The sequence below is a fragment of the Paenibacillus silvae genome (assembly GCF_014639235.1).
Taxonomy (GTDB): domain Bacteria; phylum Bacillota; class Bacilli; order Paenibacillales; family Paenibacillaceae; genus Paenibacillus; species Paenibacillus silvae.
The window spans coordinates 370,204-384,299 of the sequence record NZ_BMFU01000004.1; the positions used below are offsets into that span (position 1 = coordinate 370,204).

At 49.6% G+C, this 14,096-nt stretch carries 10 protein-coding genes; 7 read left to right on the plus strand and 3 right to left on the minus strand.

The window, feature by feature from the left end:
• Complete coding sequence (locus tag IEW26_RS15985) at positions 1-678, minus strand: tetratricopeptide repeat protein (protein ID WP_188593091.1); 678 nt, start codon at positions 676-678, stop codon at positions 1-3.
• Between the two features lie 88 nt (positions 679-766).
• Positions 767-1,651, minus strand: a complete 885-nt coding sequence (locus tag IEW26_RS15990) for an AraC family transcriptional regulator (RefSeq protein WP_188593092.1) — start codon at positions 1,649-1,651, stop codon at positions 767-769.
• A gap of 194 nt (positions 1,652-1,845) precedes the next feature.
• Here IEW26_RS15990 and IEW26_RS15995 point away from each other — a divergent pair, with 194 nt between their 5' ends.
• Together IEW26_RS15995 and IEW26_RS16000 are read left to right on the plus strand one after the other, a co-directional pair.
• Positions 1,846-3,366, plus strand: a complete 1,521-nt coding sequence (locus IEW26_RS15995; protein WP_188593093.1) for a tagaturonate reductase — start codon at positions 1,846-1,848, stop codon at positions 3,364-3,366.
• A complete protein-coding gene (locus IEW26_RS16000; RefSeq protein WP_188593094.1) occupies positions 3,363-4,877 on the plus strand; it encodes a UxaA family hydrolase in 1,515 nt (504 codons plus the stop codon). Before IEW26_RS15995 ends, IEW26_RS16000 begins: the two co-directional genes overlap by 4 nt.
• A gap of 129 nt (positions 4,878-5,006) precedes the next feature.
• Here IEW26_RS16000 and IEW26_RS16005 read toward each other — a convergent pair whose 3' ends face one another.
• Complete coding sequence (locus IEW26_RS16005; RefSeq protein ID WP_188593095.1) at positions 5,007-7,037, minus strand: beta-galactosidase; 2,031 nt, start codon at positions 7,035-7,037, stop codon at positions 5,007-5,009.
• A 147-nt stretch (positions 7,038-7,184) separates the two neighbouring features.
• On the opposite strand from IEW26_RS16005, the gene IEW26_RS16010 reads away from it, so the two are divergent.
• From IEW26_RS16010 to IEW26_RS16030, 5 genes are all read left to right on the plus strand, one after another.
• Entirely contained in the window at positions 7,185-8,018 is an 834-nt protein-coding gene (locus tag IEW26_RS16010; RefSeq protein ID WP_188593096.1) for an AraC family transcriptional regulator, read from the plus strand.
• Between the two features lie 141 nt (positions 8,019-8,159).
• The gene (locus IEW26_RS16015; protein ID WP_188593097.1) at positions 8,160-8,948 is read left to right on the plus strand and encodes an alpha/beta hydrolase; all 789 of its coding nucleotides are present in this window, start codon (positions 8,160-8,162) and stop codon (positions 8,946-8,948) included.
• Between the two features lie 98 nt (positions 8,949-9,046).
• Positions 9,047-9,706, plus strand: a complete 660-nt coding sequence (locus IEW26_RS16020) for an SGNH/GDSL hydrolase family protein (RefSeq protein WP_188593098.1) — start codon at positions 9,047-9,049, stop codon at positions 9,704-9,706.
• A 17-nt stretch (positions 9,707-9,723) separates the two neighbouring features.
• On the plus strand, positions 9,724-10,605 hold the full coding sequence (locus IEW26_RS16025; RefSeq protein WP_188593099.1) for an SMP-30/gluconolactonase/LRE family protein: 882 nt from the start codon (positions 9,724-9,726) through the stop codon (positions 10,603-10,605).
• Positions 10,606-10,941: 336 nt separating this feature from the next.
• A complete protein-coding gene (locus IEW26_RS16030; protein WP_229729886.1) occupies positions 10,942-14,016 on the plus strand; it encodes a cellulose binding domain-containing protein in 3,075 nt (1,024 codons plus the stop codon).
• Positions 14,017-14,096 lie beyond the last annotated feature (80 nt).

Consider the following 14,096-nt stretch of genomic DNA (forward strand, 5'->3'; position numbering starts at 1 on the left):
TTATATCGTCATCTTGCGAAACCAGCTGCGAACAGCCCAGCGGCGTTCCTGACGTTTCTTATACTTGGGCAAGGAACGATATACATTCAGGGATTGATGATACGCCTGCTTGGCATCATCGTTACGCCCTATTGAACGATAGACGGAGCCGAGCAGATAGAAGGCCTCACTGGACGAGGAGTGAATCTCCTGAAATTGCTGCACATAATGAAGTGCCTTGTCGCGATCCGTATCTTTGAAGGTAGTAGCAAGCGTGAGATAAGGCTGCCCGTATTTTACTCTCGGATTGATCTCAAGCGCATGTAAAATATGATGTTCGCCTTCTACAGTGTGCCCCAGATGCAATTCAGTTGTGCCCAACGCTTCCCAGTATTCTGCCGACTGCTCATAAGGGCGCTCCAGTTCAAGCAAATAAGCATGGGCTTCATTATAACGTTTGCGTTCAATCAGCAGCCTTGCCAGCTCCAGCTTGGAGGATACTTCGTTGGTATTCAAAGCAAGCTGCTGCTTCAGCCGCGAAATGTTGCGCATCCGTTTCAGCGGCTTGGTAAGGCTCGGGAATACACCTACAAAACGCCGGTCCAGAATGTATAGAATGACCAGCAGAATGAGAACGGCAAGGAATGGATTGCCGACGATCTGCCAAAGCAGACCAAAAATAAGAAATTTGATAATCACAGGTTCAACTCCAGTAACAATTTGATCGGGCTTAGCAAGCCTTGAATATCATACCATATCTTTCCTGCAAAGAAACTGTGAGTGCATATCAACGATGACGTACCATCGCTCTGCGGTAAGCGGCGGGGGTTGTACCTGTAAGCTTTTTAAATTGTCTGTAAAAATGAGGCAGGCTCTCAAAGCCGCAGGCGTCTGCGACTGCCGCCATCGTGGCATCCCCTTGCACAAGATGCTCCTTCGCCATAATCACTCTGCGAGCCAAAACGTAGTCCGTTAAGGTCATCCCGGTATAACGTTTGAAGGCACGGCTAAAGTGGGCAGGAGACACGGCGGCTTGCTGTGCAAGTTCAGGTAAGGAGAGGCCGCTTCTCAGCTTGTGATCCATGCTGGATAGTGTAGACGAGAGCCAGGATGGGGCCGGGAGTGACGCTGTAACATGAGCGGGTCCCGCAGCGGTCTCTGCCTCCAGTCGTTCCAGAAAGATGAGCAGCAGCTGCAGACGCAGCTGTGCTGCGTGAGCACTCAGATGATGGTCAAGCTGGAACTCTGCATGAATGTCATCAATTAATGCGGATACTTGTGCCCGCTGCTCTTTGTTCAGATGCCTTTTGTATACCCGGCGTTTACGGCAGCGCTCGAATGGATGCAGCAGCGCAGAGGACATGCCACCGGCAGATGAAGCTAGCAGTCCCGGGCTAAAGAACAATGCCGACGAAGTCACAGGATTGCCGGCATCGGGCAAAGCACGGTGCACTGTGCTGCCTGGAATAAGGAACAGATCACCCTCCTGCATCTCTTCAAGCCCCGTATCAATAAAAATACTGCCTTGTCCCCGGTAGACATAAATAATCTCATGCCAGTCATGCAAGTGATCGGGCAGCTCGTTCTGCGGGGACTTGGTATCACTGTATACGAGCCGCAGCGGTATGCCGGATTCGGTCTGGATCGTTGTGTGTACAGGTGAGTGTTCCATAAAAATACTCCTTTTAGAGACGGATGTCTCTGGTGAGATGTTATTTCTAGTCATGAAAGAGTATATTTAACGCAAAATAAGCAATTTAATTTCCTTTTATTGATGATACAATGAATTTAAAGCGTTTACAATAAAAGGATGACAGCATTTGATGTGCATTTTGGGTTTACAAATAATCGGTGAGGTGAATGTCCATGTCTGCAAGCACGAAGCGGCCAAGGTTAAAGCTGCATTTGCTCAGTAATGATAGTCAGCGCAAATGTAAAGAAATGATAGAACGTCCCGTCAAGGTTTTGCAGATCGGGGAAGGGAACTTTTTACGGGGATTCGCAGACTGGATGCTGCATGAAAGTGCAAGACAGGGCAAGTTTCACGGTAGTGTAGCTGTGACACAGCCGCGGCCCGGCGGCAAGGCCAAGCTGGAGCAGATTCGTGATCAGGATGGATTATACACGATGATTACGCGTGGGTTGTCTGATGGGAAGCGTATAGAGCGTACAGAGATGGTGTCCATTTTTTCACAATACATTAATCCGTACGAGGAGTGGCAGACGTTTCTTGAGCTGGCAGAGCTTCCGTCGCTTGAGTTTGTCATCTCGAATACAACCGAATCCGGGTTGAAATATATCCCTTCCGAGTATGTTCCAGGTGAGCCGGTACAGTCCTTTCCTGGTAAATTAACGGTTTTCCTGCATCAGCGATATGTACGATTTGGTGGAGATCCGTCAAGAGGTCTAATTCATCTTCCGTGTGAGCTGCTGGAGGGCAATGGAGATGTGTTGCGGAGCTGTGTGCTCCGTCACAGCGAGGATTTCGGATTTTCCGACAGTTTCCGTTCGTGGATCGAGCATCATAATTTGTTCCTGAACAATCTGGTGGATCGCATTGTGACGGGTGCACCGACAAGCGAAGAAGCAGAGGAGCTTGCAGATCGCTGGGGGTACGAGGATCAGCTGATTAATACGGCAGAGCCCTATCATTTCTGGGCGATTCAGGGGGAGGAGTCACTGGACAAAAGGCTTCCGCTCAAGCAGGCCGGTCTGAACGTGCACTGGGTCAAAGATCTGAAGCCTTATCAGTTGCGTAAGGTTCGCATCCTGAACGGCTCGCATACACTCATGTCCTCCCTCGGCTTGCTTCGGGGCAAACAGCATGTCAGAGAAACGATGGAAGACCCGCAGTTCAGCTCATGGATCAGGGAAGCGGTGCTTGAAGAGATAGTGCCTGCTATGGATATGCCTGAGCTTGGACTGGAGCAGTATGCAGAAGAAGTGTTTGAGCGCTTCCTGAATCCTTACATCGATCACAAGCTGCAGGACATTGCATTAAATACCGTTGGCAAAATCAAGGTGCGTGTGTTGCCAACTCTTCTGGCTTATCAACAAAATCAGGGAAGCTGGCCCGAGCGGTTGGTGCAGGGTCTGGCAGGTTTTCTGTACTTGTATCGTCCAATTCCAACAGAGGATGGATACAAGGCCCAATTGCTGAATGGTGAATTGATTTCCTTGCGGGATGACCCGGATGTACTGAAAGCGCTGGCTGCTCATTGGGACGGGTATGACAGTCTGAGCAATACAGCGGCAGCTGAACTGGAGAACAGGATGGCAGACGTATTGTCCGATGCAGGTATCTGGGGAGAGAATTTGAATGAAAAAGAAGGGCTGCGTGCAGCACTTGTGCATGAAATCGGTAAACTGGAAGGTGAAGCGAAATGAGTACAACCAGCACAATCAATGACTGGATTGCGATCCAGCCGCAGGATGATGTCATCATTGCACTTCGGGATTATGTCAAAGGAGAACAAATTACTCTGCCGGATGGGGTATCATTCGCTCTGCTGCATGATGTGCCCAAAGGACATAAAATTGCAGTACATGACCTCGCGCAAGGTGCAGATGTGATGAAATACGGCTTCTCCATCGGGATCGCCCAAGAGCCGATTGCACAGGGGAGCTGGATACACAGCCACAATCTGAAGACAGGCCTGCACGGACTGCTTGAGTACGAATATCAGCCTGGAAAAGCAGTCCCTATGGACATGCCGCCTGAGCATCTGCGCTCCTTCGATGGTTATTTGCGCCCGAATGGCGAAGCGGGGATTCGCAATGAAATCTGGATTGTGAATACCGTGGGATGTATCAACAAGGTATGTGAAGCCCTTGCCCGTATGGGGCAGGCCCAGTTTGGCAGCCGTATTGACGGGGTGTACCATTTTCCGCATCCATTCGGATGTTCACAGCTTGGGGATGACTTGAAATATACGCAGCAGCTGTTAGCTTCGCTGGTGGAGCATCCGAATGCCGGGGGTGTGCTTGTCATCGGTTTGGGATGTGAAAATAACCAGGTGGATGAGTTCCGGGAATGTATTGCGCCTGAATATCGGGAGAAGGTACGTTTTCTTAAAGCGCAGGAGACCGAGGACGAGCTGGAAGAGGGACTGCGTTTAATGGAAGAACTGGTGGAGATTGCAGAGCAAGAGCAGCGTCAGCCGTTGCCACTGAGCAAATTGAAAATTGGTCTGAAATGCGGGGGATCGGACGGGTTATCCGGCATTACTGCGAATCCGCTGGTAGGTGCTGTTGCCGATCTGCTGGTTGCCGCTGGAGGAACGGCAATTTTGACAGAGGTACCCGAAATGTTCGGAGCGGAGACGATTCTGATGAACCGTGCTGCCGATGAGCACGTATTTAATGATCTGGTAGACCTGGTGAACGGCTTCAAGCAGTACTTTGTGAATCATGGTCAGAACATCTATGAAAATCCTTCACCGGGCAACAAGGCAGGCGGCATTACAACACTGGAGGAGAAATCACTCGGCTGTACGCAAAAGGGAGGACGCTCCTCGGTTGTCGATGTGTTGAGATACGGTAAACGAGTGACCAAAACCGGTCTGAACATTGTAGAGGCACCAGGGAATGATCTGGTTTCGGTGACGGCATTATCTGCAGCGGGAGCTCATATTGTGCTGTTTACGACAGGCCGAGGCACACCTTTTGGCGGTCCAGTGCCTACACTGAAAATTGCGACACAATCCGATCTGGCGAAACGCAAAAAACACTGGATTGACTTTAACGCAGGTCAACTGCTTGAAGGCCAATCGATGGACGAGGTCAAGGTGCAATTATTCAGCCAGATCATTGACATTGCTTCAGGGCGTGCGAACACACTCAGTGAGCAGCATGGTTTCCGCGAGATTGCCATTTTCAAGGACGGAGTTATTCTGTAACTAGCAATGATGACAACAAACCAACAACCGGACTGTCTGCTTGCCTGCAGACATCCGGTTGTTGGTTTGTTCAGGAGGAGAGCCTTGGTGGTGCAAAGTACAAGCACCTTATATTTCCTACAACATTTGTTAAGTGGTCCATTCCAATATGTGCACGCCGCGCGCTTCGATCTCGGTAGCACCTGTATAATGTTGACCTGTTAACAGGTCGCGAGCAGCGATTTCACCCAGGTCATAGGATTGTGCAGACGCATGATGATTCATGACAAACAGATAGGAGCTGCCATCCTTGGTGCGTGCGCTTACCTCCACACCTTGCGGCGTTTCCAGCAAAGGTTTGATATGTTTGGCTGCTGCAAGCTCACCAAGCAACCCGTCAAGGAACAGATCATCAGGGTCTGTGGCAACATACCAGGCTTCCCCTTGACCGAATTTGTTGCGGGTAAGCGCAGGCATGCCTTTGTAGAAGTCTTCACCGTATTCGGCAATCACATCTGCTCCTTCACTGTGCAGCAGATCACATAACATGCCACATTCGTAAACGCCTTCAAGTGAACCGAATGTTTCCTGCAGCACGATCGTGTTCTTTTGCTCGGGTAATAGCGCATCAATCTCTTCAACCCAGATGCCAAGCAGGCTGCGCAGCTCGCCCGGATAACCGCCTGTGGTCACCAGATCATGCTCGTTAACGATGCCGCTGAAGAAAGTGGTCAGGAATGTGCCGCCAGAGGCAACAAACTGCTCCAGCTTGGCAGCAAAGCCTGGTTTGACCATATATAACACAGGCGCAAGCACAAGATCATAACTGCTGATATCCGTGTCCACACTTACGATATCCACTTGAATGTTACGGCGGAAGAAGGCTGCATAATATTTGTGAATCTGATCGACATATTTCAACGCAATGGTCGGTCCGCTTGATTTTTCGATAGCCCACCAGTTGTCCCAGTCAAATACGATAGCTACCTTGGACTGTACTGCCGCATCAAGCGTCGTATCTCCCAGGAGCTGCAATTCCTTGCCTAGCTGTGCTACTTCGCGGAACACCCGTGTATTCTCATGTCCGGCATGTTCGATAACAGCGCCGTGATATTTCTCGCAGGCTCCGATTGAACGACGCAACTGAAAGAACATAACCGTATCCGCGCCATGTGCGATGGATTGATAGCTCCACAGCCGCATCACACCTGGACGCTTCAACGAATTGTAAGGCTGCCAGTTCTGCTGGCTTGGTGTCTGTTCCATCAGCATAAACGGCTGACCATCCTTGAGTCCACGCATGAGATCATGTGCCATCGCGGTGTAGCTTACCGGTGTAGCAAGCCCCGGATAACTGTCCCAGGAGACGATATCCAGATATTTGGCCCATTTGAAGTAGTCAAGCTGTTTGAAAAAGCCCATCAGGTTGGTTGTAACGACGGAGTCGGGGATATGCTTTTTGATGGCATGGTATTCCAGCAGATAACATTCCAGCATACTGTCCGAGTTAAACCGGGAGTAATCCAGAGAGATGCCCTGAAACGAGGAGCTGTTATGGCCCCAATGCTCGCTCAGATTGCTTGGAAGCACAATCTCGTCCCAATCGTAAAACGTGTGCCCCCAGAAGTTGGTGTTCCAGGCTTTGTTGAGCCGTTCAATGGACGTATAACGTTTCTTGAGATACACACGAAATGCCTTCTCACAATTATCACAGTAACACTCGCCGCCGTATTCGTTGGAGATATGCCACACGAGCACAGCGGGATGATCTTTGTAACGGGCTGCCAGCTTGTCAGCGATGATCTCGGAGTATTTGCGATAGGTTGGACTGTTCGGGCAGGAGTTATGCCGCCCGCCGAATTTGCGTTTGCGCCCGTCTGTGTCTACACGAAGCACATCCGGGTATTTTTTAGCCATCCAGGCCGGATGAGCAGCCGTGCTTGTCGCAAGGCAGACGTATACTCCATTCTGATGAAGACGATCAATGAGCTGGTCCAGATACTCAAAGTTGTAGGTTACTTCATCAGGCTGAATCAGCGCCCAGGAGAAAACGTTAATGGTAGCGATATCAATACCTGCCAGTTTAAACATACGCAGGTCCTCCAGGTGGGTCTCATGATCCCATTGTTCAGGGTTGTAATCCCCTCCATAGAACATTTTGGGCAGTTTGCTGCTAATCAACGCGCTCACCTCTTGTATAAGAATAATTCTATACTATATGATACATATGACTTTTAAAATATAACAAAAGTGATAACGTATATAAGAATATGGAACTCAATTATGGAGGATAAAGCTTTAATTGCAGTTCTGTTCAAGGAGGCTTTTATGCTCATTTCGCCCCGCCATCAACGTTATTTTATGACCCCGCGGGACCAGTCGCTGCCGCTGTACATCGAGAGCATCGGGTATAACGGAAATCAGGAAAAAGTATACAGACCTGCAGGTTATCCGTATTATCACTGGCTGCAAACGGTGAAGGGAGCGGGTGAACTCAAACTGTCCGGGGCTTCGGCAACAATCGGTGAAAATGCAGGTATTCTGCTCCCGCCCAACCTGCCGCATGAGTACGTCCGTGTTCAGAAGGAGTGGGAGACGATCTACATTACTTTTGACGGATCGCAATGTGCAGCAATTGTCGATTCGCTTGGTCTGGGTGAACCTGCTTTCCAGCAGTGGGATATGGACAGTCCACTCGATCATTTTGCCAGGCATGTGCTGGATTCCATCGGCAGTGATCAGGATTTATCCGGGCTTGAAGCGTCAGCAGACATGTACCGTTTTCTGATTTTGCTCAAAAAACATGGCATGATTGGTAATCGCTCCTCGATCTCGCAAGCCGTAGCCAGACTTGCCCCGCTCCTCGCCTTTATGGAGCAGCATTATCAAGATCCCGACATTGGACTGGAGCAGATGGCATGCATTACCGGAATTTCATCGAGACATTTGAACACGCTGTTCAAACAGTCCTTTGGCATGACGGCGTACAGTTATTTTATTTTGCTGCGAATACGCAAATCCAAAGAGCTGCTGACAGGCAGCAGAGAGCTGACAATCAAAGAGACCGCCATACGGGCAGGATTTCGGGATGCCAGTCATTTTGTCGCCACCTTTCGCCGGATTGAAGGGGTAACACCGGAACAGTTTCGGAACTTGTACTAATTTAGAGCCGGGTTGAACAAAAAGATATGCTGCAAGGTATTGATGCATGATGCCGTTCCCGTTATGATGGTATCGAATCCAAGTAACGAAAACGATTAAACGGATATATTTCCATGCTAACGAGAGAGGATGAGCCATATCATGAGTTCTATTATCCCATTGTGGGATCAGGCAGCGCCTTATGCGGCTGCAGGTCATGAAGACGAAATGCCACATCTGATTCCTTTTATTCAACCCGGTTCCGAGAGCGCTGTCATTGTGTGTCCTGGAGGCGGTTACGGTTTTCTCGCAGACCATGAGGGTGCCTCTGTTGCTGAACTGTTGAATCGTGCAGGTATCAGTGCATTTGTGCTTAAATATCGCGTAGCTCCTCATCAACATCCTGCTCCCAAGGCCGACGGGCAGCGTGCAATCCGTTATGTGAGAGCAAATGCAGCACAATACGGAATTAATCCGTCCAAAATCGCGGTGTTAGGTTTCTCGGCAGGGGGCCATTTAACAGCTACACTGGGTACCCAATATGATGCAGGACAACCGGACCACGAGGACTTTGTCGAGCGGCAGAGCTCTCGTCCAGACCGTGTAATTCTCTGTTATCCGGTTATTACGATGGAGTCATATGGACATTCGGGTTCAAGAATAAATCTGCTGGGCGAAGATGCAACACAGAAACAGATTCAGGCCTTTAGTGCAGAGCAGCAGGTCAAGGCAGACGCTCCTGAAGCGTTTATCTGGCATACGAGTAACGATCAGGCTGTTCCGGTTGAAAATAGCTTGCGCTACGCACTTGCTTTGGGTAAACACGGTATCCCTTATGATCTGCACGTATTCGAGAAAGGGCCGCATGGCTTAGGCCTGGCTGAGAATGATGATACAGTTCGGGTATGGTCTGATCTGTGCCTGACCTGGCTTAAAAATCAAGGCTGGTAACGATAGGCTGGCTGCCCAAGAAGAAAGAAAGGTAATAACGGATCCCGCTCCGAGTACGTACTCATCGATCTCATATCAAGCGAAGGAGATTCAGACTCATGAAATTGCATAAAAACGACAAGATTCTATTCATCGGTGATTCCATTACCGATTGCGGACGTTCACATCCTGTAGGGGAGGGAAGCTCGGGGCTGGGCCATGGATATGTTGCACAGGTGTACGCCTTGTTACGGTCTATTTATCCCGAATTGATGCTTCGGGTACAAAATGTGGGTAATAGCGGGAATACAGTCCGTGATCTGAAGCAGCGCTGGGAGCGCGATGTGCTGGAGCTGAAGCCGGACTGGTTGACCATCATGATTGGTATCAATGATGTGTGGCGCCAGTTTGATCATCCGCTTTCAGATTCACATGTGTTTCTCGATGAATATGAAGCCACCCTGGGTGAACTGGTGGCATCTGTTCGTCCGAAGGTGAAGGGACTTGTGCTCATGACACCGTATTATCTTGAAGCCAATCCGGAAGATCCGATGCGGGCTACCATGGACATATATGGAGCAGCAGTTCGCAGGGTAGCATCGGAATATGAGACTCTGTTTGTGGACACACAGGCCGCATTTGCACCATTCTGGGATCACTATTATACATCGGTGCTGACACATGACAGAGTGCACCCGGACGCTACAGGTCATATGATATTGAGCAAAGCGTTTCTGGATGTGATTGGATTTGAATGGTCGGGTAATAAGAAATCCTGAAAACAAGGAGAGTTGATATGAGTAAAGTAACTGTAGTCGTGGATACCCCTGCACTATTGGGAGAAGGCCCCAGCTGGGATGCAGAAAATAACCGTTTGTTATGGGTAGATATCGAAGGATTCAAGGTGCATGCATTCGATCCAGCGACGGGTCAGGATCAGGTCTATGACGTGGGTGAGCACGTCGGGGCTGTTGTTCCGTATCGCGGCAGCGAAGTGCTCGTTGCGCTTCGTACGGGATTTTATACATATGATCTGATTACAGGCGAACTTCAGGCCATTGCCGACCCGGAACAGGATAAAACGACCAATCGATTCAATGATGGGAAATGTGACGCCAATGGACGATTCTGGGCTGGCACCATGAGCCTGAATAACGAGCAAAAGGCCGGATCATTATATTGCCTGGAGGAAGGACAGCCTGTGCGTACGATGGTGCAGCATGTATCTACTTCCAATGGTCTCGGCTGGAGCCCGGATCGTCAGTTCATGTATTACATTGATACGCCAACACGTTCGGTGGATCGTTTTGCTTTTGATCTGGCTTCCGGCACAATCTCGAATCGGACCAGCATTATTTCCGTTCCTGAAGAAATGGGGTTCCCGGATGGCATGACTGTGGATGCTGAAGGAATGTTATGGGTTGCTCATTGGGGCGGAGGGAGAGTTACCCGCTGGAACCCGGAAACCTCGGAGCTGTTACAGCAGATTGAAGTACCTGCGGATCAGGTGACCTCCTGTTGTTTTGGCGGACCCGACTTGGAGGAGCTCTATATTACTACCGCACGAATCGGGATCAAGGAAGAGAGATTGCAAGAAACGCCGCAAGCAGGTTCACTATTCGTGGTGAAGCCTGGTGTGAAAGGGCAGGAAACTCATGCTTACGGGCGAAAAGGTTAAGCAATACGCTGAACATAAGAAGATTTCAGGTGCTGCTTCTGCAGCACCTTTTTTGCGCCTGAAAACAAGGATATGAAGCAAAAAAAATTTTTGAAAGGCAGTTTAAAAGAAAGGGATAAAACGTTTTCCATCGAATGTTAATTATTGTACAATAAACTGTTTTGTGGTTTTGTTTGCAGAGGTTTTGTAAGCGCTTAACCGAAATGTGAAGGGAGGTGATGTTTCCTTAATAAGCAACTTCTATGGATTCGTCTGGAACGGCATCATCAGGATGAGACAGCGGGGAGAGAGCGGATTACAGCACATGTTCAACCATGAAAAGGAGGATATGTTGAGATGAAAACGTGGATGAGGAAGCTGCGGATGATTGGTTTAAGTATGGCTATCGTAACGGCTTCATTGAGTGGAATAGGCATGTCTGGAACTGTGGCGGCGGCTCCAAGCGAAGCTTACGAATGGAAAAATGTTGTTACTGGTGGAGGCGGGGGATATATACCGGGAATCATTTTTAACGAATCGGAGAAGGATCTGATCTATGCCCGGACAGACATTGGTGGAGCGTATCGCTGGAATCCGGCTGATAGCAGCTGGAAACCGCTTACCGACTTTGTCGGGTGGGATGACTGGAACAACAATGGGGTAGATGCTCTCGCTACGGACCCGGTGGACCCGGATCGTGTGTACATGGCTGTAGGCACGTATACGAACTCGTGGGTACAGGATAACGGGTATATTTTTCGATCCACAGACCGGGGAGATACATGGCAGCAGACCGAATTGCCCTTCAAGGTGGGTGGAAACATGCCTGGTCGCTCATTGGGAGAACGCTTGGCGATCGACCCGAATGATCATCGGATTTTATATTTTGGGGCACGCAGCGGCAATGGGTTATGGAAAAGCACTGATTATGGAGTAACCTGGAGCAAAGTAACCAGCTTCCCGAATCCGGGCAACTATGTAGAGAATCCGGGGAATGAATATACCAGTGATATTATTGGTTTGGCCTGGATTACTTTTGATAAAACAACCGGCTCGGCAGGACAGGCGACACAGACGATATATGTTGGAGTAGCGGATAAAAGTGAAAGCATATATCGCAGTACAAACGGAGGTTTGACCTGGACAGCTGTTCCCGGGCAGCCAACAGGTTACCTGCCTCACCATGGGAAGCTGGATGTCGATGGAAATATTTACATTACCTACAGCAATGGTGCAGGACCTTATGACGGTACAAAGGGAGAGGTCTGGAAGCTGAACGCTGCGACGGGGGTATGGAAAAATATTAGCCCTGTGCCGAGCAGCAGCTCGGATAACTATTACGGTTATGGCGGCCTGGCTATTGATGCACAGGAACCCGGTACACTTATGGTAGCCACGATGAATTCCTGGTGGCCGGATGCCATCCTGTTTCGAAGCAAGGATGGTGGAGATACCTGGACACGCATCTGGGATTTTGAAGGATATCCTGACCGCAAATTCAGATATACGCAGGATATTTCGGCAGCACCTTGGTTAACCTTTGGCGTTAATCCTGCACCCCCTGAGATTACACCCAAACTTGGCTGGATGATTAGTGCGCTGGAGATTGATCCGTTTGATTCAGATCGGCTGATGTATGGAACAGGTGCGACGATCTACGGCACGAACAACCTTACCGATTGGGATCAGGATGAGAAGATTCATATCTCCGTGATGGCCAAAGGCATTGAAGAAACCAATGTGCTTGATCTGATCAGTCCTCCAAGTGGAGCAAATCTGGTCAGCGCTTTGGGCGACATTGCCGGGTTCCGCCATGATGATCTGACCCAAGCTCCAGCTGCAATGTTTACGAACCCGAACTATCCTTCAACGGAAAGCATTGATTTCGCTGAATTAAGTCCGAATACAATGGTGCGTGTAGGTAAAGCCGATTACACGGTTGATCCAAATGCGAGATCCATAGGGCTATCCAGCGACGGAGGCAGCACATGGTACAAAGCAAGCGCTGAGCCTTCAGGCACGACAGGGGGCGGGACTGTTGCGATCTCGGCAAGTGGCAACCGTATCGTGTGGAGCACGTCGGACCGGGGAGTATTTTACTCTGCCAGCGGTGATTCATGGACGGCGAGCACAGGAATTCCTGCACAGGCCAAGGTGATCTCCGATCGGGTGAATCCGAACAAATTCTATGGCTTCGCAGCCGGTAAAGTGTATGTGAGTACCAATGGTGGAGCTTCATTCGCTGTATCGCCAGCTGCAGGTCTTCCAGTGGAAGGCAACGCAGACCTTCATGCTGTACCGGGTGTAGAAGGTGAGCTGTGGTTCGCAGGTGGTAATGAGGAAGATGGGCCATATGGTTTGTGGCACTCCACAGATTCGGGAGCAACCTTTACCAAGCTGGCAAATGTGGAGGAAGCGGACAGCATTGGTTTTGGTAAAGCAGCTCCGGGGCAAAATGTTGTTGCCTTATATACCGTGGCACAGATTGACGGGACACGAGGATTTTTCCGTTCGGACGACGGCGGAGCAAGCTGGGTACGGATTAACGATGATCAGCATCAATATGCGCGTGTAACGACTATTACAGGCGACCCGCGTATATATGGCAGAGTATACCTTGGAACAAATGGACGGGGAATTCTCTATGCAGACCCGGTTAACGGAAATGGCGGCACTACGCCAGTACCGAATTCGACGATCACCCCTGTAACGGCTCAGTTTGATCTGAACATCGATCATCAGGCTGATATTCCTGTGGCGTTGACACTCAACGGCAATACATTGACCTCTATCCGCAACGGAAATACGATATTGGCAGCGGGAACCGACTATAGTGTAACTGGCAATCAGGTTGTGCTTCATAAAGCGTATCTGGCTACTTTGCCAAAAGGGGCAGCCGCATTAACTTTTCAGTTCAGTGCGGGCAATCCTGCAACGCTGAATCTGACCGTCAAGGATACAACAGTGGTGATTCCAAGTGGCACAATTCGGATCGAGATGTATAACGGCACAACCGCCGCATCCAGCAGCTCCATCAATCCTAAATTCAGACTGACCAATACTGGCACCGCTCCACTCAATCTGTCGGATGTGAAAATCAGATACTACTACACAATTAATGGCGTTCAGCCGCAAAATTTCTTCTGTGACTGGGCTGCTGTGGGGAACAACAACGTTACGGGTACGTTCAGCTCATTAACACCGGGGCTGCCTGGAGCGGACCATGTGCTGGAGATTGGCTTCAAAGCCTCGGCTGGAACGTTGAATGCGGGGCAGAGTACAGAGATTCAGACCCGTTTCTCCAAAGACAACTGGACCAACTATAATCAAACGGATGATTATTCATTCGCAGATGCACTTTCCTCATATACAGAGTGGTCGAAAGTAACCGGTTATGTTGCTGATCAGCTGCAATGGGGAGTAGAGCCTTAATACCGGGTTACAGCACCCGGAAAGAGCAGAATAAGGGTAGAAGTTCCTTAACGCCTGAATAGGTACTGGCGCTTTGGGGC